At 70.1% G+C, this 21,385-nt stretch carries 14 protein-coding genes; 8 read left to right on the top strand and 6 right to left on the bottom strand.

Annotated features, from left to right (window positions below; genetic code table 11):
* Positions 1-39: 39 nt before the first annotated feature.
* Complete coding sequence (modC, locus tag MYSTI_RS36000; RefSeq protein WP_015352778.1) at positions 40-1,110, top strand: molybdenum ABC transporter ATP-binding protein; 1,071 nt, start codon at positions 40-42, stop codon at positions 1,108-1,110.
* Between the two features lie 79 nt (positions 1,111-1,189).
* Here modC and MYSTI_RS35995 read toward each other — a convergent pair whose 3' ends face one another.
* The 4 genes from MYSTI_RS35995 to MYSTI_RS35980 all read right to left on the bottom strand — a co-directional run bounded on the left by MYSTI_RS35995 (position 1,190) and on the right by MYSTI_RS35980 (position 6,394).
* The gene (locus tag MYSTI_RS35995; protein WP_015352777.1) at positions 1,190-3,217 is read right to left on the bottom strand and encodes a glycosyl hydrolase family 18 protein; all 2,028 of its coding nucleotides are present in this window, start codon (positions 3,215-3,217) and stop codon (positions 1,190-1,192) included.
* 194 nt (positions 3,218-3,411) lie between these two features.
* A complete protein-coding gene (nagA, locus tag MYSTI_RS35990) occupies positions 3,412-4,575 on the bottom strand; it encodes an N-acetylglucosamine-6-phosphate deacetylase (protein WP_015352776.1) in 1,164 nt (387 codons plus the stop codon).
* A complete protein-coding gene (locus MYSTI_RS35985; protein ID WP_015352775.1) occupies positions 4,575-5,612 on the bottom strand; it encodes an SIS domain-containing protein in 1,038 nt (345 codons plus the stop codon). The genes nagA and MYSTI_RS35985 overlap by 1 nt, the downstream gene beginning before the upstream one ends.
* Entirely contained in the window at positions 5,609-6,394 is a 786-nt protein-coding gene (locus tag MYSTI_RS35980; RefSeq protein ID WP_015352774.1) for a GntR family transcriptional regulator, read from the bottom strand. Before MYSTI_RS35980 ends, MYSTI_RS35985 begins: the two co-directional genes overlap by 4 nt.
* Before the next feature lie 273 nt (positions 6,395-6,667).
* Here MYSTI_RS35980 and MYSTI_RS35975 point away from each other — a divergent pair, with 273 nt between their 5' ends.
* The 7 genes from MYSTI_RS35975 to MYSTI_RS35945 all read left to right on the top strand — a co-directional run bounded on the left by MYSTI_RS35975 (position 6,668) and on the right by MYSTI_RS35945 (position 19,588).
* A complete protein-coding gene (locus MYSTI_RS35975; protein ID WP_233278070.1) occupies positions 6,668-7,555 on the top strand; it encodes an N-acetylmuramic acid 6-phosphate etherase in 888 nt (295 codons plus the stop codon).
* A complete protein-coding gene (gene ptsP / locus MYSTI_RS35970; protein ID WP_015352772.1) occupies positions 7,552-10,140 on the top strand; it encodes a phosphoenolpyruvate--protein phosphotransferase in 2,589 nt (862 codons plus the stop codon). Before MYSTI_RS35975 ends, ptsP begins: the two co-directional genes overlap by 4 nt.
* Before the next feature lie 30 nt (positions 10,141-10,170).
* A complete protein-coding gene (nagE, locus tag MYSTI_RS35965; protein WP_233278069.1) occupies positions 10,171-11,892 on the top strand; it encodes an N-acetylglucosamine-specific PTS transporter subunit IIBC in 1,722 nt (573 codons plus the stop codon).
* 123 nt (positions 11,893-12,015) lie between these two features.
* The gene (locus MYSTI_RS35960) at positions 12,016-13,356 is read left to right on the top strand and encodes a carbohydrate porin (RefSeq protein WP_044282536.1); all 1,341 of its coding nucleotides are present in this window, start codon (positions 12,016-12,018) and stop codon (positions 13,354-13,356) included.
* 74 nt (positions 13,357-13,430) lie between these two features.
* Positions 13,431-16,130, top strand: a complete 2,700-nt coding sequence (locus MYSTI_RS45540; protein WP_015352769.1) for a beta-N-acetylhexosaminidase — start codon at positions 13,431-13,433, stop codon at positions 16,128-16,130.
* A gap of 131 nt (positions 16,131-16,261) precedes the next feature.
* Entirely contained in the window at positions 16,262-16,810 is a 549-nt protein-coding gene (locus MYSTI_RS35950; protein WP_015352768.1) for an RNA polymerase sigma factor, read from the top strand.
* A gap of 132 nt (positions 16,811-16,942) precedes the next feature.
* Complete coding sequence (locus tag MYSTI_RS35945; RefSeq protein ID WP_015352767.1) at positions 16,943-19,588, top strand: glycosyl hydrolase family 18 protein; 2,646 nt, start codon at positions 16,943-16,945, stop codon at positions 19,586-19,588.
* 177 nt (positions 19,589-19,765) lie between these two features.
* On the opposite strand, the gene MYSTI_RS35940 is transcribed toward MYSTI_RS35945, so the two are convergent.
* The gene (locus MYSTI_RS35940) at positions 19,766-20,110 is read right to left on the bottom strand and encodes an antibiotic biosynthesis monooxygenase family protein (protein WP_015352766.1); all 345 of its coding nucleotides are present in this window, start codon (positions 20,108-20,110) and stop codon (positions 19,766-19,768) included.
* Positions 20,107-21,321 carry a cytochrome P450 gene (locus MYSTI_RS35935; protein WP_015352765.1) on the bottom strand — a complete coding sequence of 405 codons (1,215 nt, stop codon included), beginning with the start codon at positions 21,319-21,321 and terminating at the stop codon, positions 20,107-20,109. Before MYSTI_RS35935 ends, MYSTI_RS35940 begins: the two co-directional genes overlap by 4 nt.
* Positions 21,322-21,385: the final 64 nt, after the last annotated feature.

Here is a 21,385-nt window from a genome sequence, read left to right as displayed (position 1 = left end):
GGCTGCATGCGCCACTGAGAAGGGACGAAGGGTGCGCTCGTGAGCCTGGAGCTGTCCGTACGCCTGCCCCTGGCGCGCTTCACGTTGGAAGTGGACGCGCGCCTGGCGGGCGCGTCCGTCGCGGTGCTGGGGCGCTCGGGTTCCGGGAAGACGTCGCTGTTGGAAGTGCTCGCGGGACTCCGCCGAGGCGCGCGAGGGCGCGTCGTCGTGGACGGGCGCGTGTTGTTGGACAGCACCGCGCACGTGGAGGTGCCGCCCGAGGCCCGGCGCATGGGCTACGTGCCGCAGGACGCGCTGCTGTTCCCTCACCTCACGGCGGAGGAGAACGTGCGCTATGGCGCGCGCGCTGCAAGGTCCTCGCGCGTGGACGAGGCCGTGGCCTTGCTGGAGCTGGGGCCGCTGCTCCATCGCTACCCAGCGACGCTGTCGGGCGGAGAGAAGCAGCGCGTGGCGCTGGCCCGCGCGCTGGCCACGGACCCGGCGCTGCTCCTCCTCGACGAGCCCCTGGCCGCGCTGGATGTGACGCTGAAGGAGCGGGTGCTGCCCTACCTGCTGCGCGTGCGCGACGAAGCCCGCGTGCCGATGCTGTACGTGACGCACCAACTGGGCGAGGCACGTGTCCTGGCGAAGGAGGCCCTGCTGCTCGAGGACGGCCACGTGCGCGCGACGGGCCCCGCGTCGCAGGTGTTGGGCGCCTCGGCGCGAGGACTCCTGGCCTCGGAGTCCGAAGGCGAGGAGAACATCCTCGAGGGCCACCTGGAGCGCCCCGAGGCGGGCGGCACGCGCCTGCGCGTCACGGAGGGACTGTCGCTGTGGGTGCCAGACGCGCCGGAGCTCGCGGAGGGCGCCCGCGCCGCTTACGCGGTGCCCGCCGGAGACATCCTCCTGTCCATGGGGCCGCTCACGGGCGTCTCCGCGCGCAACGTGCTCGCGGGCTCGGTGGTGGCGCTGGAGGACGCGGGGGCGGGAGAGGTGGCCGCGACGGTGGACGTGGCCGGAGTGCGCTGGGTGGTGCGGCTCACGGGCGCTTCCGTGCGGGAGCTGGCCGTCGTCCCTGGAGCCCGGGTCCACCTGGCCGTGAAGACGGCCGCGTGCCGCAGGCTCCGATAGCCAGACACAGCCCGCTTCCGAGGAGGGGAGGCACGCTTGGAGTCGTGCTCCGCCTCCCCGGAAGGGGCCACGGGACTGCTTACTGGAGCATGCGAGAGGAGAGGGTGTTGAGGAGCGTGCCGTCGTCGCCGCTCAGCTCCCAGAACATCGCGCCGCCCAGGCCCTTGCTGATGATGTAGTCCGACTTCGCGTTGATGGTGGACGGGTCGTCATACGCAATCCACACGCGGGTGGACGGGTTGTAGACGTAGGCCTGCTTCGCCTGCGGGTGCACGAACTTGGTGTAGCCGGAGCCCGAGCGCTCGTAGTTGTTCTTCAGGTCCTTGTAGTCGAACACACCCGTCAGGCCCGACTGGGCGTCATCCCAGGTGCCCTTGGTGGGGACGCCCTGCTGGAACAGGCCGTTGTTCACGTTGGGCACGCTGCCCCAGCCGCGGCCGTAGAACGGGACACCAACGACAATCTTCGAGGGGAGGACGCCCAGCTCGAGCATCTTCGCGATGGTGCCGTCCGTGTAGAAGCCCGTGTGCGCCTGCGGGTCTCCGTCCACCTTGAGGAGGCCGGAGTGGAAGTTCACCGTGGGCTCGAAGGCACCGTGGTAGTCGTAGCTCATCACGTTGATCCAATCGAGCGTGTCGGAGAGGGCCTTCGTCTCCTGCTTGTTCACCAGCAGGTCCGGCGACGCGCCCGTGGCGATGGTGAGCAGGTAGGGCTTGCCCGTCTGCGCCGTCACCGCGTTGAGCTGGGTGCGGAACTCCTGCATCAGCAGCGTGTAGTTCTGCTTGTCCGCCGGGCTGTTGGTGTTGCCGCCCAGGCCGCCGCCCACCGGGTACTCCCAGTCGATGTCGATGCCGTCGAAGATGCCGACACCGTTCGCCGGAGTCACGTTGGGGAACTGGCCCTTGATGAACATGTCCACGCAGGACTTCACGAACGTGGCGCGCGAGGACGCGGACGCGGCCACCTGCGAGAAGTACTTGGACCACGTCCAGCCGCCCACGGAGATGAGCAGCTTGAGGTTGGGGTGCGACTTCTTCAGCTCCTTGAACGCGCGGAAGTTGCCGCGAATCTGACCGGGGTCCCACTCGCCCGGCCACCCGCCGCCCTTGTCCAGGTCCGCGTACGCATCGCCGATGGCGCACCGGCCATCCGCCGAGATATTGGAGAACGCATAGTTGATGTGCGTCACCTTCGTCACGGGGATGTGGGAGACCTGGTAGTTGCGGCCGTAGATGCCCCACTGCGTGAAGTACGCCACCACCTTCTTGCCGCCGCCGGTGCCGCCGATGGCCACCGTGACGACGACCTGCTGCGTGCCCACGTTGCCGGCCTCGTCATAGGCTCGGAAGACGTACGTGTACGTGCCGTTCTGCCCGCTGCTGCTGAACTGGCGCGTGTAGCTGTTGCCGGTGCCCACCACGGAGCCGTTCTCGAGCAGCTCCACGCGCTTGACGCCCACGTTGTCCGTCGCGGTGGCCGTCAGCGTCAGCGAGCCCGCCGCGGTGATGTTCGTCGCGCTGGCGCTCAGCGTGACGGTGGGGGGAGTCGGGTCGCCCGTGCCGGGAATCGCCACGGTGACGACGACCTGCTGCGAGCCCACGTTGCCGGCCGCGTCGTACGCGCGGAAGACGTACGTGTACGTGCCGTTCTGCGCGTTGCCGGTGAACTGGCGCGTGTAGCTGTTGCTCGTGCCCACCACCGTGCCGTTCTCCAGCAGCTCCACGCGGGTGACGCCCACGTTGTCCGACGCGGTGGCCGTCAGCGTCACCGGGCCCGCCGCGGTGATGTTCGTCGCGCTGGCGCTCAGCGTGACGGTGGGCGCGGTCGGGTCTCCGCCGCTCGTCCCCAGGTCCAGCCACAGGGCGGGCACCGCGGACGGCGTCCAGTCCGCCTGGGAGGTGTGCGCCAGCCGGCACTGATAGAGCCTGCCGCCGTAGGTGACCTGCGCGCCTACCGCGTACGAGACACCCACGGCCCACTCCGCGAGGAGCGGGGCCTTCATCACGCTGCCGGGGCCCTCGCTGGGTTGCTGCGTGGGAACTTCTCCACATCCGGCCGCCGTCAGGGCCGTGACCAACGTTCCGATAAGCCACTTGCTGCGACGCATGCTTGTTCTCCTGGCTGCGGTGGGTGGCGAGCCCGATGTGCACCGCGCGTCCATGCGCGGCGGCTCGGGAACCCGTTCCAGCAAGGAGTCACCACCTCATTTTTCAGGGTCAATTCCTCTCAAGGCCCCGAGGTGTGATGTGTTTCATGCGACGTCGTGCCGCGCGCGGAGGGTGTCGCCTCCGCGTCAGGGGCTCAGTGCCACTGCTCATTTCCAGCCACCCACGTGGCCTGGACGGAGAGGTTGGGCTGGATGAGCGCGAGGTCCGCGCGGTGGCCCGGGATGATGCGCCCCAGCTGCTTCTCCAGGCCGAGCGCGCGCGCGGGGTAGAGCGAGGCCATGCGCAGCGCCTCCTCGAGCGGGACGTCGAGCAACTGGACGCAGTTGCGCACCGCCGACGCCATGTCGATGTCGGCCCCCGCCAGCGTCCCGTCCTGGGTCACCAGCCGCCCCTCGCGTCGCAGGATGGTGCGGCCGTACAGGACGAACGTCGTCTCCTTCGTGCCCACCGGAGGCATGGCGTCCGTGACGAGCACGACCTTGCCCGCGGGCTTGGCCTTCAAGAGCTGCCGCAGGTTCGCGGGGTGGACGTGGACGCCATCCACGATGACGCTGCACCACGCCTCGTCGGCGCTGAAGCCCGCCACCACCGGGCCGGGCTCGCGGTTGAACACCGGGGGCATGGCGTTGAACAGGTGCGTGAAGCCGCTCACGCCCGCCGCGACGGCCTGCATCGCGCGCTCGTGGCTGGCCGCCGTGTGGCCCGCGGCCAGCACCGCCCCCGCGGCGGTGAGCCTGCGGATGACCGGGTCCTCCACCTGCTCGGGCGCCAGCGTCATCAGGAGCCGTCCTCCCGAGCGCGCGAGCCGCTCCGCGAGCGAGGCGAGCCGCTCGACGATGCCCTCGTCCGGCTCTCGGATGTAGCGCGGCTCGTGGACGCCGGGGCGCTTGGGGCTGATGAACGGGCCCTCCAGGTGGATGCCCAGCACGCCGCCCTCGGGGCGCGACAGCGCGGCGGAGGCGGCTTCACAGGCGCGTGTCGTCCGCAGGGGCTCGTCGGTGATGAACGTGGGCAACAGGCCCGTGGTGCCCGTTCGCCGCATGGTCGCCGCGATGGCGAGCGCGGCGTCGGCGGTGGGCGACTCGTTGAACAGCACGCCGCCCGCGCCGTTCACCTGGATGTCGATGAAGCCCGGCACGAGCAGCGCCTCGGAGGGCAGCACCCGCGTCGTCAGGCCCACCGGTGCGTCCTCGCGCGGAACCACCGCCGCGACGCGCCCGGCATCGAGGACCACGACGTGCCCTTCGAGGAGGTGCTCTCCGGTGAAGACTCGTGCGCCCGAGAGGAGCTGTCTCATCACACGGTCTCCGTGACTTTGCGCAGGTGGGCGGGCGCGTCCGGGTCCAGGCCCCGCGCGGTGGCCAGCCGATGGACCGCGAGATAGAAGCTCTGCACCTGACACAGCGGCGCCAGCGCGAGCGGCACCCCGGGCACCGTGGGCAGCGCCGCCGCGCCGGGCACCGGGAGCACGGAGCGGACGTCCGCGCCCAATTCCAGCATGCGGCGCACCACGCCGCGCGTGCCCTCCGCGGAGCCGTCCTCCTGCCCCAGCGCGATGACCGGGAAGCCGGGCCGCACCAGGCCCAGGGGACCGTGGAGGACCTCCGCCGCGCTGAACGCCTCCGCGTGCAGGCGGCACGTCTCCTTGAGCTTCAGCGCCAGCTCCAGCGCCGCGCCCAGGCCGCTGCCTCGGCCGACGACGTACAGGCTCTGCGCGTGGGTCAGCGTCTCCAGCGCGGGCCACCAGTCGAGCGCGCGCGCGGACTCCAGTGCCTCCGGGAAGGCGGCCACGGCCTCGCGCAGCTTCGCGTCCGCGGACCAGTGCGCCACCAGCCTCAGGAACGCGAGGCCGGAGAGCAGATACGACTTGGTGGCCGCGACGCTCTTCTCGGGGCCGGCGCCCAGCGGCAGGCTCACGTCGCACAGGGCGGCGAGGGGCGCGGAGGGCTCGTTGACGAACCCCACCACGAGCGCGCCTCCCGCTCGCGCCGCTTCCGTCATCTTCAAGAGGTCCGGGCTGCGCCCCGACTGCGAGACGGCGATGAAGAGCGCGTCGCGCAAGTCCAGCGCGTGCGCGCCGTAGATGGACGCCACGCTGGGGCCCACCGAGGCCACGGCGCGCCCCAGCGTCGTCTCGATGAGGTACTTGCCGTAGACGGCCGCGTGGTCCGAGCTGCCCCGCGCGCACGTGACGACGAAGCGCGGAGGATGGCGGCGAAGCCGCTCGCCCAGCTCCGCGAAGGCGTCGTCCCCGAGCGAGAGCTGGAGCCGCGCGACCTCCGCGGCCTGCGCGGCCTCCTTGGCCATGACGGGGAGAGGCGGCGAGGGGGTCATCGGTTGGGCTCCTGGGGCCCGGAGCCCCCGCTCATGTTCAGCTCCACCACGAAGTCGTACGCATCACCGCGGTACTGCGAGCGCACCAGCTCCAGCGGCGTGCCGTCCTCCATCATCGTGCGCCGCTCGATGTAGAGCGCCGCCGTGCCCTCCTGCACGCCCAGGTGGTCCGCCTGGTCGGAGGTGAGCCGCACCGCCGTCAGCCGCTGGAGCGCGCGATGCGGCGTGAAGCCGCGTGCTCGCAGCACGCCGTACAGCGAGCCCTCCACCGTGCGCGGGTCCGGCAGGAAGCGCGTGGGGATGACCGCGAGCTCCAGCGCCATGGGCGCCTCGTTCGCGGTGCGCAGCCGGTGCAGCCGGCTCACCGTCGCGCCGGGGCTCAGGCCCAGGGCCAGCGTCTCCTCGGGCGTCGCCATCGTCACCACGCGCTGCAACCAGACCGAGCCCGCGGACAGTCCTCGCGAGGCCATGTCGTCGGAGAAGCTGGTGAGCGACGACAGCCGCTGCTCCACGTACGGCACGCGGTTGACGAACGTGCCCGCGCCCTGGCGCTGCTGCAGCAGTCCTTCCGTTTGAAGCTCCCGAAGCGCCTTGCGCACGGTGACGCGCGAGACGCCGAACTTCTCCACCAGCTCCCGCTCTCCAGGGAGCGCATCCAGGTGCCCGAGCTGGCCGCCCACGATGAGGCCTCGCAGGTGCCGGGCGAGCTGGAGATAGAGCGGCATGGGCAGCGTGCTCGAAATCGCGCCCTTGTCGAAGGGGTCGGCTCTGCGTGTGTCCACCGCGGGGTCTCCTCTCCGTTCTTTCGAACCAGTTGGATACCACTATAGCACCAGACGCTATTCCCGACCACCCTGAAAATACCGGTACGATACCACTCTAAGTGGCTGAATCTTCTATCAAATGTGCAACACACGAGGTGGGCGTGATGCGGTGCGTCTCATGAAAACGCGGACTACTCCTTGAAAACCGGATTTTTGCTGGTACTATCTCTGAGTCCAGTTTGATACCAGTTGTCGCGGGGGGTCACAGTCATGGCGGAGGAGACGGAGCACATGGCTCGTCGCTTCCAGGGGTTGGACACCTGGGGCACGACCGAGATGCTGGAGGCGCTCTGGGGCGGTCAGTCCCGGGCGGTGGCGGCCTGCTTGCCGGCGCTGCCCTCGCTGAGCCCCGCGGTGGACGCCGCGGTGGAGCGGCTGTCCCGAGGCGAGGGCCGGCTGGTGTACGCGGGCGCGGGTTCCTCCGGGGTGCTGGCGGCGCTGGACGCGCTGGAGCTGGGCCCCACGTTCGACTGGCCCACCTCGCGCCTGGGCGTGCTGATGGCGGGCGGGCTGGACCTCACGCGGGGCTTCGACGGCGGCGCGGAGGATGACGAGGAGGCGGGCCGCGAGAAGGCGCGCGCGGCGGAGCTGGGGCCGGAGGACGTGGTGTTGGGCGTCTCCGCCAGCGGGCACAGCGCCTTCACGGTGGGCGTGCTGGATGTCGCGCGCAGCCGGGACGCGCTCACGGTGGCGCTGGTGTGCCGGGCGCGCTCCGCGCTGGCGAAGGTCGCCGCGTACGAAGTCGTCGTGGCCACCGGCGCGGAGGTCATCGCGGGCTCCACGCGGCTGGGCGCGGGCACGGCGCAGAAGGTGATGCTGAACCTCTTCTCCACGTCCGTGATGGCGGGGCTGGGGCACGTCTTCGACAACCTCATGGTCGACGTGAGACCGGAGAACGCGAAGCTGCGTCAGCGCTGCGTGGCCATGGTCTCCCGGCTGGCGAAGGTGGACGAGGCCCGCGCCGCCGCGGCGCTCACGATTCATGGCTCCGTCAAGCGCGCGGTGCTGGGCCTGGCGGGCCTGGACGAGGCGCGCACGGACGCTGTCCTGACTCGCGCCGGGGGAAACCTCCGGCGTGCCCTGGCCGCGCTCACCTCGGAGGAGGCAGACCCCTCATGAACCCCGGACCTTCGCTCAAGCTCGTCTCCGCGTCTCCTCCGCCCGCCACGCTGACGCTTGCCTCGCCCCTCTCCGGCTGGGCCGCGCGGCTGGAGGAGGTGCCCGACCCGGCCTTCGCCCAGCGCCTCGCGGGGGACGGCGTCGTGGTGGACCCGACGTCCACCGAGCTGCGCGCGCCGTGTGACGGCGTCGTCATCTCCGTCCATGCCTCCCGGCATGCGTGCACGGTGCGCGCGGAGACGGGCGCGGAGATTCTCCTGCACATCGGCATCGACACGGTGGAGCTGCGCGGCGAGGGCTTCACCGCGCACGTCCAGGCCGGTCAGCGGGTCCGCGCGGGCGACGTGCTGATTGGCTTCGACCTGGACCTGCTCGCGCGCAAGGCGCGCAGCCTCCAGACGGTCATGCTGGTGGTCAACGCGGAGGGCTACACCGTCACGGAGCGCGTGGAGGGGCGCTCGGTCTCCGTGGGGGAGCCGCTGTTCTCCGTCTCTGGCAATGCCAGCGCTCCCGTGGCGCAGGAGCCCGGGGCGGAGAGCGGAGCGACGCGGCAGGTGCGCCTGCTCATCGCGCACGGCCTGCACGCGCGGCCCGCCGCCTCCTTCGCCCAGCGCGCCCGCCTCCACCCGGGCGTGGTGCGGGTCTTGTGTCAGGGCCGCACGGCGAATGGAAAGAGCGTCTCCGCGCTCATGGGTCTGGGGGCCACGCATGGCGACCTGCTCACGCTCCAGGTCGATGGGGACGCGGCGGAGCACGTCGCGCAGGAGCTGGCGGAGTGGGTGGCGAGCGGACTGGGAGACCCCACGTCCGCCGTCGCCGAGCCGGTGGTCACCGCGCACGGCGTGAAGCCCATGCCCGTCGCCGTCCCCATCTTCCAGCCGGGCAAGGAGCTGCTGCTCGAGGGCGTCGTCGCTTCGCCCGGCTCCGCGGTGGGCCGCGCGGTGCGCGTCGTGGACCTGCCCGTGGACCTGCCGGAGCAGGGACAGGGCGTGGCGCGCGAGGAGCAGCGCTTGACGGAGGCGCTCGCGCGGGTGCGCCGTGAGCTCGAGGACTCCATGGCGGGGGCCCCCGGCGGCGGCGGCGCGCGCGTGGAGATCTTCCGTGCGCACCTGGCGCTCCTGGAGGACCCGGAGCTCGCCGATGCCGCGGGCAAGGAAATCACCGCCGGGCGCTCCGCGGCCTGGGCCTGGCGCACGGTGATGGAGCGACAGGCCGCCGTGCTGCTGGGGCTGGAGGATGCGCGGCTGGCCGAGCGCGCGGGTGACCTGCACGACCTGGCTCGCCGGGTCGTCGCCGTGCTGACGGGTGAGGCCAGCTCGCGAGTGCCGTCGGTGCTGCCGCCCGAGGCCATCCTGATCGCCGACGAGCTGCTGCCGTCCGAGCTGGCCTCGCTGGAGCCGCACCGCATCGCCGGCATCTGCACCGCGCGGGGCGGGCCCACCTCCCACGTGGCCATCCTCGCGGCGGGCATGGGCCTGCCCGCGGTGGTGGCCATGGGGAACCAGGTGCTGGCCATCCCCGAGGGCGCGCCGCTGGTGCTCGATGGAGACCGGGGCGAGGTGCGCGTCTTCCCGACCGAGGAGACGCGCGAGGCCACCCGCCGCGCGATGCAGGCGCGCGCCGCCCACCGCCGCGCGCACCTGGCCACGGCGCATGAGGACTGTCGCACCGCGGATGGCGTGCGCATCGAAGTCGTCGCGAACCTGGGCCGGCCGGGTGAGGCCGTCACGGCGCGCGACAAGGGCGCGGAGGGCTGTGGCCTGCTCCGCACGGAGTTCCTCTTCCTGGAGCGCGTGCGCGCGCCCAGCGAGGACGAGCAGCTGGCGCGCTATCAGGAGATCGCCGACGCGATGGGCGGACGCCACGTCGTCATCCGCACGCTGGACGTCGGCGGGGACAAGCCGCTGGCGTACCTGCCGCTGCCGCACGAGGACAACCCGGTGCTGGGCCTGCGCGGGGTGCGCGTGTCGCTGCGGGAGCCGGAGCTGCTGCGCACGCAGCTGCGCGCCATCCTCCGCGTCCGGCCCGCGGGGGTCTGCCGCATCATGGTGCCGATGGTGACCACCCGCGCGGAGCTGCGCGCCGTGCGCGCCATGGTGGACGCCGAGCGCCAGGCGCTGGGCATCTCCACGCCCGTGTTGGTGGGGGCGATGGTGGAGGTGCCCGCGGCGGCGGTGCTCGCGGACCAGCTCGCTGCGGACGCGGACTTCCTGTCCATCGGCACCAATGACCTCACGCAGTACGTGCTGGCCGTGGACCGCGGCAATCCGCACCTGGCCGCGCGGCTGGATGGCCTGCACCCGGGCGTGCTGCGGCTGGTGGCGAAGACGGTGGAGGGCGCGCGTCTGCGCGGACGGCCGGTGGCGGTGTGCGGCGGCGTGGCGTCGGAGCCTCGGGCGGCGCCGCTGCTCATCGGGCTGGGCGTCACGGAGCTTTCCGCCACGCCCGCGGTCGTCCCCGACCTGAAGGCGTTCATTCGCACGTTGTCGTTGCCCCGCTGCGAGCAGGTGGCGCGCGAGGCCCTGAAGCTGGAGAGCGCGGAGGCGGTCCGCGCTCTGGTGTCGAGCACCTGGCCTGGGCTCTGAGCCCGGCCCCAACAACGGAGGTACGTCGTGGTGAGCAACTCGTTTGCTGGAGTGCAGCAGCTCGGGCGCGCGTTGATGCTGCCCATTGCCGTGCTACCCATCGCGGGCCTCTTGCTGCGCTTGGGACAGCCGGACTTGTTGAACGTGGCGTTCGTCGCCGCGGCGGGAGACGCCATCTTCTCCCACCTCGGCTTGTTGTTCGCCGTGGGCGTGGCGGTGGGCTTCGCCAAGGAGAACCACGGCGCCGCGGCGCTCGCGGGCGCGGTGGGCTACTTCATCGTCATCGAAGGCACCAAGGTGATGGTCTCCGCTCCCGCCGACATGCTGGCGGGCCTGGACGGCGCCGCTCGTGATTTGGCCCTGGTGAACTTCAAGGCCAAGCTGGCGTCGAAAATCAGCACCCCCGTGGGCATCCTCTCCGGCATCACCGCGGGCCTGCTCTACAACCGCTTCAAGGACATGAAGCTGCCGGACTACCTGGCGTTCTTCGGCGGACGCCGGTTCGTCCCCATCATCACCGGCTTCGTGTGTCTGGGATATGCCCTGGCGTTTGGTATTGGCTGGCCCGTCGTGGAGGCGGGGCTGGACGGCGCCTCCCGCGCGGTGGTGTCCGCCGGCAGCCTGGGCCTGTTCCTGTATGGCTTCTTCAACCGGCTGCTCATCGTCACGGGCCTGCACCACATCATCAACAACCTGGCCTGGTTCGTGATTGGCGACTTCAACGGCGCCACGGGGGACTTGAAGCGCTTCTTCGCCGGAGACCCGTCCGCGGGCGCGATGATGGCGGGCTTCTTCCCGGTGATGATGTTCGGCCTGCCGGCGGCGTGTCTGGCCATGTACCACGCGGCGCCCAAGAAGAACCGCGCCAAGGTGGGCGGCGTCCTGCTCTCCATGGCGCTCACCGCGGCGCTGACGGGGGTCACCGAGCCGGTGGAGTTCGCCTTCATGTTCCTGGCGCCGCCGCTCTACCTGCTGCACGCGGTCCTCACGGGCCTGTCGCACGTCATCATGAACCTGCTCAACGTGAAGCTGGGCTTCGGCTTCTCCGCGGGTCTCTTCGACTACGTGCTCAACTACAAGCTGGCCACGCAGCCGCTGCTGCTCCTGCCGGTGGGCTTCGCCTACGCGGGCGTCTACTACGGCGTGTTCCGCTTCGTCATCGCCCGCTTCAACCTCAAGACGCTGGGCCGCGAGGACGAGACGGAAGCCTCGGTCGACTCGGGCGCGGTGGCACCGGGGCTTCCCGTGCCGGCGCTGGCCCGGGGCGAGGCGTACCTGCGCGCGCTCGGGGGCTTCGGCAACCTGAAGGAAGTGGATGCCTGCACCACGCGGCTGCGCCTCCAGGTGGTGGACAGCGAGCGGGTGGACGAGTCCGCGCTCAAGCAGCTCGGCGCCCGAGGCGTGCTGCGCCCGGCGAAGGGCAGCGTGCAGGTCATCATCGGACCCGAGGCGGACCAGCTGGCCACGGAGGTCAAGCGCGCCCTCCAGAACGCCGCGGCCCCCGCGGGCTCCGAGCACCGCGTGCTGGCGCGCGCCATGCTGGACGCGCTGGGCGGCGCGAGCAACGTGCGCGTCGTGGACAGCTGCACCACCCGCGTGCGGCTGAGCGTCGCGGACTCCCATCTGGTGAATGACGCGAAGCTCCAGGGCTTGGGAACGCGGGGCGTCGTGAAGCCCGTCAATGGCAGTGTGCAGGTCATCCTGGGGCCCACCGCGGAACGTGTCGCGGATGAGCTCCGCTCGATGCTCTAGCAGTCGATTTCCATAACCCATTTCAAACCATTCGAGCCTCTTTCTCGGAAAGAGGCTCTTGGCCGTGCCTTGTCCGGGGGTTCAACCATGATGGCTCGTGGCTGTTCAATCTCGTCGTCCGTAGTGGGTTCCTCGCGCCTGTGGCTGCTGGCGCTCGCAGTGATGTTGTCGCTCCCCGCGCGGGCTCAATCCCTGTCGGAGCGGCTGGACTTCTCCATGTATGGCCGCGTCGGGGTGGGCTGGGCGCCCACGAGCGGTGAGTTCATCCAGGGAAAGACTTTCAACCTCACGGGGCGCTCCGTGGGTGGCCGCCTGGAGGAGGGCGACTACCTGGAGCTCACCATGAAGTTCCACCTGCTCAAGCCCGCCGCGGACGCGGGCCCGGACGCGCCCTATGCCTACGCGGTGCTGACGCCGGCGATGTGGGCAGACAACGGCCTCTTCATCGGCCTGACGAGCAACCGCTTCAGCTCGACGCTGGCCACGGAGCTGGGTGAGGCGTACGTCGCGGCGGGCAACATCGTGGTCCCCGGCCTGCGGTTCTGGGGCGGCGTGCGCTTCTACCGCGGCACCAACGTGTACCTGGCGGACTACTGGTACTTCAACAACCTGTCCTCGCAGGGCGTGGGCGTGGGCTACGGCCCGCTGGAGCTGGCGGTGCTGCTCCAGACGTCCGCCAGCCTGTCCGAGTACGTGGTGGACGTGGACGGTGACGGCAAGCCGGACCGCCGCCGCCAGCGCACGGTGGTGGTGGGCCAGTACGTGAAGAACTTCGAGGCCAAGCACTCGCTGCACCTCTTGGCGGAGTTCCACCGGCTGCCGGAGACGACCCTCTCCGGCTCCAACAACACGGCCGTCCAGCCCGCGGACCAGGGCGCCGTCCTGGGCGCGAAGTTCCACATGGACATGGGCAACGGCAGCTTCAACGACACCTCCGTGCGCTTCGGCAGCCGCATCGCCAACGGCAGCCTGGGCGGTGTTCCCACCTGGAACACCTACGGCCTGGCCGCGCCCAACGGCCGCTTCTCCGGCGCGTACGGCGTGGAGGTGGTGAACCACATGCTCTACAACATCAACCCGCTGGTGAGCGTGAATGCCTACGGCACCCTGCACGCGGGCCGAGGCGCGAGCGGCGCGGAGGCCGACCGGTATGTCGAGTACGCGGTGGGCGCGCAGAGCACGCTGTACCTCCACGACCAGTTCCACCTGGTCAACGAGGCCAGCTTCCAGGGCTTCCGCCAGGGTCAGCAGAAGTACGCGACGGTGACGAAGCTGTCGCTGGTGCCCACGCTGGTCCCCACCGGCAAGCGCGACGTCTGGGCGCGTCCCCACCTGCGCCTGTTCTACACGCTGGCCATCCACAACCAGGCCGCCGTGGACCGTCTCATCTCGCCGTACCTCCAGTCCGTCGGCGACTCGCGCGTGGGCCACTACCTGGGCGCTCGCGTCGAGTGGTGGCTCTAGCCGCCGCCACGCCGTCTCTCACACCCCAACCCCCTTCGGCAGTGCCGCATTCAACGTCGTGAAAGGAGTCTCCGATGAAACGCCTTTTGACGAGTCTCGTGGTGATGTCGTTGTTCCTGACCGGCTGTCGCAACCCGACGGAGCTCGCCGTCGAGTGGGTGCCGGTGGACAACTCGGTGGGAAGCTGGAAGTTCTTCCGCTCGGAGTTCACGCTCCAGAACAAGGGCTCACGGGAGCTGGGCTCGAGCGGATGGAAGCTCTACTTCAGCTTCGTCCGCCGCATCCTCGACGACGGGGAGGGGGACGAGACCGGCATCCAGGCGCTCGCGGCACAGGGCATCCGCATCTCGAAGGCGAGTGACGCGAAGAGCGGCGACTACTGGGTCTTGGAGCCGCTCCCTAACTTCGTCCCGGTCAAGCCGGGGCAGAAGCGCACGGTGTCGGTGCTGGCCTCCGACTGGGCCATCCTCAAGGCCGACGCCCCGGCCGCGTTCCACGTCGTCTTCGAGGGCGGCCCCTTCCAGGACGACCTCTCCGTCGCGGTGCCCGCCACCGTGAAGCTGAACGCGGCGGACCCGAAGCAGACCACGCGCTTCGAGGGCGACGTGATGCCCGTGCAGACGCCGGGCCTGCGCTACGCGGAGAACCCGTCCTTCCAGTCGTTGGACCTGAAGGCGCGGTTGCTCCCCTCGCCGCGCGACGTGGTGGTGGGAGAGGGCCGCGTGGCGCTCCGGGGCTCGGTGGCCATCGGCCACGCGCCGGGGCTGACGGGGGAGGCGGCCTACCTGGCCGCCGCGCTCGGAGACGTGCTCGCTTCTCCCATCACCACGCGCGAGTCGGGCCAGGACGACGGCCGCGACACCATCCACCTGAGCATCGACGCCTCGCTCGACGTGGACGGGGACGGCGCGAAGGACGCGGAAGGGTACTCGCTGAAGGTGGATGACCGCGGCGTGTCGGTGGTGGGCGCCGACGCGGCGGGGGTCTTCTACGGCATCCAGACGCTGCGGCAGTTGGTGCCGGCGGAGGCATACCAGGCCTCCGCGAATCCGGCGGAGCGGCTGACGGAGGTGACGCTCCCGGAGGTGCACATCACCGACGTGCCGGGCTTCTCCTACCGGGGCATGAGCCTGGATGTCTCGCGGCACTTCCAGACGAAGCAGACGGTGAAGAAGCTGCTGGACGTGCTGTCTCACTACAAGGTGAACGCACTGCACCTGCGGCTCGCGGACGACGAGGGGTGGCGCATCGAGATTCCGGGCATCCCGGAGCTGACCACCTACGGTTCGAAGCGCGGCTATGACCTGAAGGAGACGTCCATGCTCCAGATGGGCATGGGCAGCGGCAATGACCTGGACTCCGGCGACCGCGTGGCCTTCAAGGCCCGCACGGCCACCGAGGCCAACGGAGGCGTGGCGCCGCGCTTTCAGGGCTTCGAGCAGGCGACGCTCAACTTCGTCGGCGACGGCAGCGGCTACTACACGGTGAAGGACTACGAGGAGATTCTCGCGTACGCGGCCGAGCGTCACATCGACGTGATTCCTGAAATCGACATGCCCGGACATGCCCGTGCCGCGGTGAAGTCGATGGAGCATCGCTACCACACGCTCAAGGACACGGACCCGGTGCGCGCGGCGGAGTACCGGCTGGTGGACCCGGCGGACACGTCGAAACACACCAGCGTGCAGATGTACACGGACAACTTCGTCAACCCGTGCCTCGAGACGACGTATGCGTTCCTGACCAAGGTGGCGCAGGAGCTGAAGGCCCGGCACGACGCGGTTCCGGGCGCGAAGCTGGTGGCCGTCCACGCCGGTGGTGACGAGCTGCCGTCGCTGGCGGGCAACGTCTGGTGGCAGGGCTCGCCGTTGTGCAAGGCGAACCCGGAGACACGGGAGCTGAGCGACACGCAGCTCTTCAACCGCTTCTTCCAGCGCTGGGGCGGCATCATCACCGCGACGGGCGCGGCGGCGACGGGCTGGGACGACATCATCCACCACGGGCTCACCCTGCCGGGCTTCATTCCCATGCCGTGGAGCAATGTCTGGGGTTGGGGCCGCGAGGATGACGCGTACAAGTACGCGAACCAGGGGTATCGCGTGATTCTGTCGCACGCGACGAACCTCTACATGGATCTGGCCTACAACAAGGACCCGGACGAGCCGGGCTACTACTGGGCCAACTTCGTCGACGAGAAGAAGACCTTCGAGTACCGGCCGTTCGACGTGTACGTCAATGGCACGCATGACCGGATGGGCAACGCCATCGACCCGGGCACCTGGGCCACCAAGGAGAAGCTCACGGCGGAGGGCCGCAAGAACATCATCGGCATGCACGGGCTCCTCTTCGGCGAGAACCTCAAGTCGCCGCAGGTGATGGAGTACCTGGCGTTCCCGAAGATTCTCGGCGTGGCGGAGCGCGCGTGGAACCCGGACCTGCCCGCGCCCGACCAGATGCCCGCGCTGTGGGCCCGCTTCGCCAACAGCCTGGGCCAGGCCGTGCTGCCTCGGCTGAGCGCCTACCGCCCGGTGGACCTGCGCGGCGAGCTGACCGGGAGCGTCGGCGTGAACTACCGCATCCCGCTGCCGGGGGCGCAGCGCTCGGGCGGGAAGGTGCACGCCAACGTGCGCTACCCGGGCTTCGCCATCGAGTACTCCGTGAATGGTGGACGCACCTGGTCGACGTACTCGAAGGCCTTCAGCGCCTCGGGCCGCGTGCTCTTGCGCGCCCGGGCGAGCGATGGCCGGACCAGTCGTGAGGTCGAGCTGAACTGACGAGGGGCGGCCCTCCTCTGGCTCCGGCGAGGTGCTGGGGCGGAAGGGGGCCGCGTGCCTCGTGAAGTGTGGGTGACCTGGCCCATCGGAGGTTCCCGGTGGGTCCGGCCGCCCCTGAAGTCGGAGGTGCCATGGCGACTGCCAAGCTCGGTGTCGAAGCGCCGCGGGTTCGAGATGCGACGGGAGGAAATCCCGCTGCGGTGGGAGCGTTGCTGGCGGAGTTGATGCCACGGGTGAGGACGCGGGTGCGCTGTCTGGTTCACCGCGATTCGGAAGTGGACGACGTGACGCAGGAGGCGCTGGTCGCCATCTTCCGAGGGCTGCGCAGCTACCGGGGCGAGGGCGCCTTCGTGTCGTGGGCGGACCAGGTGGTGCGGCGGGTGAGCTTCGCGGCGTCGCGTCGCGCGCGCATCGAACGTCGCAGACGCGACGAGGTCTGTGCCCAGGTGCTGGAGTCCTGTGAGGGCGCGGAGCAGGAGGACTGTCTGCTGCGGAGGCGGGTGGAGCTGCTATTGAAGCGGCTCCCCGACGAGCAGCGCAGGGCGCTGGTGCTGCACCACCTGCAAGGGATGAGTGTCCCGGAGTTGGCGGATGCGCTGGCGGTGCCGTTCGAGACGGTGCGCAGCCGGCTGCGACTGGGGCGCGCGCACCTGCGCTCGCTCGCCTGTGTCGACCAGTAGCGGATGCCCAGGTCACCTCGGAGTGCGAGTGACCCGAAGCGCTGAAGTTCGCTCTCTCTGACATGGGGCGGTTGGCCCCGAATTCCGGCGCGCTGTTCCGGCGAGCCGTTGAGCTCAATCAAGGAGAGCGAGATGCAACTGCGACACTGGAGGGGCATGCCCCTGGCCGGGTTGCTCTGGGTCAGCGCGTTCATCGGATGCGGGTCCACGGAGCCATCACCGCGGCCCCCCGAGTCACCCATCGACAGCCGCGAAGGCGCGCTGGTGGTGGACTGCACGGGATATCCCGCGTGGAGCGGCAGCACCATCTACAAGGCGGGCGACCGCGTCGTGTATCAAAACAGTCTCTATGAGGCCCTGGTCGCCATCTGGACCGCGGACCCCGTCCATGGCACCGCCAGCGGTTGGTACAAGCTGGTCGGGGCGTGTGGAATCGTGGTGCCGGACACCGAGGCGCCCACGGTCCCCGCGGCGCTGCGCTCCACGGCGGTGGGCTCCACCACGGTCTCCCTGGCGTGGGATGCCTCCACGGACAACGTGGGGGTGAAGGAGTACGACGTCTTCATCGGGACGGGGACGACCGCCGTCGCGACGTCGCCGTCGACGTCGGTGCTGGTGACCGGGCTGACGGCGAGCACGGCCTACTCGTTCACCGTGAAGGCCAAGGACGCCGCGGGGAACATCTCCGGGGCGAGCGCGGCCGTCTCCGTGACGACGACGCCGGGCGGAGGAGACCCGCCGGTGGGCTGCCGTCCGGATGGCCTGTATGCGACGGCGGGCCTGAACGTTCCGTACTGCCAGGTCTACGACACGGCGGGCCGCGAGAAGATGGGCGCCGACCACCCGCGCCGCATCATCGGCTACTTCACCAGCTGGAGGACGGGGAAGAACGGCCAGCCCGCGTACCTGGCCCCGCAGATTCCGTGGAACAACATCACGCACATCAACTACGCCTTCGCGCACGTGGACGCGCAGAACCGCGTGTCGGTGGGGGCGAACTCGGCGAACAACCCAGCCACGGGCATGGAGTGGCCCGGTGTCGCGGGCGCGGAGATGGACCCGGCCTTCTCGTACAAGGGCCACTTCAACCTGCTCAACAAGTTCAAGAAGCAGTATCCGAACGTGAAGACGCTCATCTCCATCGGCGGCTGGGCGGAGTCGGGCGGCTTCCTGAACGACGACGGCAGTCGGGTGGCCAGCGGCGGCTTCTACTCGATGACGACGACGTCCAACAACGCGGTGAACACGGCGGCCATCAACACGTTCGCGGACTCGGTGGTGACGTTCCTGCGGACGTATGGGTTCGACGGCGCGGACATCGACTACGAGTACGCGACGTCGATGCCGAACGCGGGCAACCCGGATGACTTCACCTTCGCCACGCCTCGCCGGGGCGCGCTGATGAAGGGCTACGTGGTGCTGATGAAGACGCTGCGCGAGAAGCTGGACGCGGCGAGCGCGGCGGACGGCAAGTACTACATGCTGACCGCGGCGGTGACGGCCTCGGGTTGGATTCTGCGCGGAACGGAGACGTATCAAGTCACCCAGTACCTCGACTACGCGAACCTGATGACGTACGACCTGCACGGCGCCTGGAACGAGTTCGTGGGTCCGAACGCGGCGCTGTTCGACGACGGCAAGGACGCGGAGCTGCTGCACTGGAACGTGTACGGGACGTACGGCGGCATCGGCTACCTGAACACGGACTGGGCCTACCACTACTTCCGGGGCGCGATGCAGGCGGGCCGCATCAACATCGGCGTGCCGTACTACACGCGCGGCTGGCAGGGCGTCACGGGGGGAACCAACGGCCTGTGGGGCAAGGCGCCGCTGGCGGACCAGACGAAGTGTCCTCCGGGCACGGGGCCCAACGTGGGCTCGACGGTGCCGTGCGGCAATGGCGCGCTGGGCATCGACAACCTCTGGCACGACAAGAACTCGCTGGGGGCGGAGGTTGCCTCGGGCAGCAACCCGATGTGGCACGCGAAGAACCTCCAGGACGGGCGCCTGGGCTCCTACGTGACGGCGTACGGGCTGGACCCGGTGAACGACCCCACGGACCGGATTTCGGGGACGTATGCGCGCAACTACAGCGCGCCGGTGGCGTCGCCGTGGCTGTGGAACGCGACGAAGAAGGTGTTCCTGTCCACGGAGGACGAGGAGTCGCTCGGCGCGAAGGCGCAGTACGTCGCGGACCGGGGGATTGGCGGCATCATGATCTGGGAGCTGGCGGGTGACTACGCCTTCGACCAGGCGCGCGCGAACGGGCAGGGCGAGTACTACATCGGGTACACGCTGACGCGGCTGCTGTACGAGAAGTTCAAGACGGCGTCGCCGTACAAGAACCTGCGGGCGAACCAGACGATGCCCGTGGCGGCGGACACGCTGGATGTCTCGGTGGAGCTGGAGGGCTTCGCGGTGGGCGACTCCAACTACCCCATCTCGCCGACGCTGAAGCTGACGAACAACTCCGGGCAGGCGATTCCGGGTGGGGCGCTGCTGCAGTTCGACTACGGCACGTCCGCGCCCGCCACGCTGGCGCAGCAGTCCGGGTGGACGCTGAGCACGGTGCGCAGCGAGCACTCGGGGTCGAACTCGGGCGGCTTCAAGGGGGACTTCCACCGCGTGCAGCTCACGGTGCCCTCGTGGCAGAGCATTCCGAATGGGAGCTCGGTCACGGTGAAGCTCACGTACCAGCTCCCCATCGCCAGCCTCTCCAACTACACGCTGTCGTTCGGAGGGAAGACGTACGGCTTGAAGCAGAACTACGGGCGCTGATGCCCGGGTGACGAACAACCTGGCCCGGGTCTTCCTCCGTGGAGGGCCCGGGCCGGGCGTGACTGTCGTGCGTTCCGCGGCGGACATGCTCGTCATCGCGCCGGGCATGGGGAGGGCGTCTCGCTCGGGGCCGTAGCAGGTCCACGAGGTCATGACGCTCGTCCATGCCGCCGGGCCTCAACCGTGGGTTCGGCGACTGTCGCCCGGGGCCTGCTCGCGCGCCGACAGGCCGTAGTCGCGCACGACGGTGGCCACTCGCAGGCGGTAGTCCTCGAAGACGCCCCCACGCCCCCGCGCTTGCGCGGCCCGGTGTGCCTCCAGGCGGCGCCAGGTCTCGACGGCGGCCTCGTCCCGCCAGAAGGACAGCGACAGCAACAGGTTCGGATGGGAGAGGCTCTGGAAGCGCTCGATGGAGATGAACCCATCGACCTCCGCGAGCAGTGGGCGGAGCCCGGCGGCCAGGTCCAGGTACTCCTGGCGGCCCTCGTCGTTGAGTCGGACCTCGAAGATGACGGCGATCATGTCGTGTGCTCCCGGGAGTGGAGGTGAAGTCGCGGCAGCAGGGGGACCCGGCCGTTGACGGACGGCTGGAACCCCGTGGCGGAGAAGGCGGCGCGGTGCGAGACGAGGTCGGTGGCGAACAGCACCTCCAGCGCGCCGAGCGAGACAGCCCGCGCCAACGCCGCTCCCGGGCAGGCGTGGCGTCCTTCCCCGAAGGTCGCGAGCTCCGACGGCTCGCGGTGGAGGTCGAACCGGTGCGGCGCGTGATGGACCGCGGGGTCGCGGTTGGCGGCGGCGAGGACCACCAGGACGGTGTCTCCCGCGCGCAGCGCCCGGCCGTCGATGACCGCATCCTCCGAAAGGAAGCGACGCGTGTTCTGGACAGGAGGGTCGAACCGCAGCACCTCGTCGAGCAGCCGCGGCAGCCACTCCGGGCGACTGGAGACCTGGGCGTACACCGCGGGGTCCGCCAGCGAGGCCCGCAGCGCATTGCCCAGCAGGCCCGCCGTCGCGTCATGCGTCTGCACCAGCAGTCCGATGGCATTGGAGACGATGACCGCGGACGACTCCGCATCGGCCTGCTCGCGAGACAACGCACCAGGGGCCGTGGAGGACGCGCCCAGCTCACGCGACAAGAGGGTCAGCGGCCCGTCCTCGGAGTGGGCCAGTCGCGCATGGAACACCGCCATCAGCCGCTCCGCCGCGAGCGCGCCTTCGCGCACCTGCTCCGCGTCCGCCCCCGGCGCCATGCCTCGGACGAGCGCTCCGGTCCACGAGGCCACCTCGGGCAGGCCCCCAGGCTCGAGCCCCAGCAGCGCCCCGACGGCCTGGACCGGCAGCCGGAACACCAGCTCCCGCAACGGCACCTCCTCCGCGATGAGCCGCCGCGCCTGACGCCGCCCCTCCTCCGCGCCGTGCTCCGCGCCGAGCGTCCCCAGCACCGTCATGAGCGCGCGTCGCACCACGAGATGGAACGGCCCCTCGTTCATTCGCGCCAGCCGACCGAACACCTCCGCCGAGGCCAGCCCCTGGAGCACCCGAGGCACCGGCTCCGGGAGTGGCCGCACCCGGCAGGCGGGCGAGGACAGCACGGCCCCCACCGCCCGAGCGCTGGAGGCCACCCACAGGCCCAGCGTGTCGTCCCGGTAGAAGGGGCGGCGCGCGACGAGGTCCGCGTAGAAGGGATACGGGTCCGGATGCGTGGCCGCGACGACCGGATTCGACGGCGACATGGACAGGTCCTCCAGCCGCCGTGGACCCGACATGGGCCTCACGGCAACGAGGACCTTCTAGAAC

The organism is Myxococcus stipitatus DSM 14675 (genome assembly GCF_000331735.1).
Taxonomy (GTDB): Bacteria; Myxococcota; Myxococcia; order Myxococcales; family Myxococcaceae; genus Myxococcus; species Myxococcus stipitatus.
This window is presented reverse-complemented; position numbering and strand designations above follow the sequence as displayed.

Excerpts from the sequence above, each read along its gene's own strand:
- MYSTI_RS35995 (WP_015352777.1), bottom strand. The coding sequence starts at position 3,217 with ATGCGTCGCAGCAAGTGGCTTATCGGAACGTTGGTCACGGCCCTGACG.
- nagA (WP_015352776.1), bottom strand. The coding sequence starts at position 4,575 with ATGAGACAGCTCCTCTCGGGCGCACGAGTCTTCACCGGAGAGCACCTC.
- MYSTI_RS35985 (WP_015352775.1), bottom strand. The coding sequence starts at position 5,612 with ATGACCCCCTCGCCGCCTCTCCCCGTCATGGCCAAGGAGGCCGCGCAG.
- MYSTI_RS35975 (WP_233278070.1), top strand. The coding sequence starts at position 6,668 with ATGGCTCGTCGCTTCCAGGGGTTGGACACCTGGGGCACGACCGAGATG.
- ptsP (WP_015352772.1), top strand. The coding sequence starts at position 7,552 with ATGAACCCCGGACCTTCGCTCAAGCTCGTCTCCGCGTCTCCTCCGCCC.
- MYSTI_RS45540 (WP_015352769.1), top strand. The coding sequence starts at position 13,431 with ATGAAACGCCTTTTGACGAGTCTCGTGGTGATGTCGTTGTTCCTGACC.
- MYSTI_RS35950 (WP_015352768.1), top strand. The coding sequence starts at position 16,262 with ATGGCGACTGCCAAGCTCGGTGTCGAAGCGCCGCGGGTTCGAGATGCG.
- MYSTI_RS35945 (WP_015352767.1), top strand. The coding sequence starts at position 16,943 with ATGCAACTGCGACACTGGAGGGGCATGCCCCTGGCCGGGTTGCTCTGG.
- MYSTI_RS35940 (WP_015352766.1), bottom strand. The coding sequence starts at position 20,110 with ATGATCGCCGTCATCTTCGAGGTCCGACTCAACGACGAGGGCCGCCAG.
- MYSTI_RS35935 (WP_015352765.1), bottom strand. The coding sequence starts at position 21,321 with ATGTCGCCGTCGAATCCGGTCGTCGCGGCCACGCATCCGGACCCGTAT.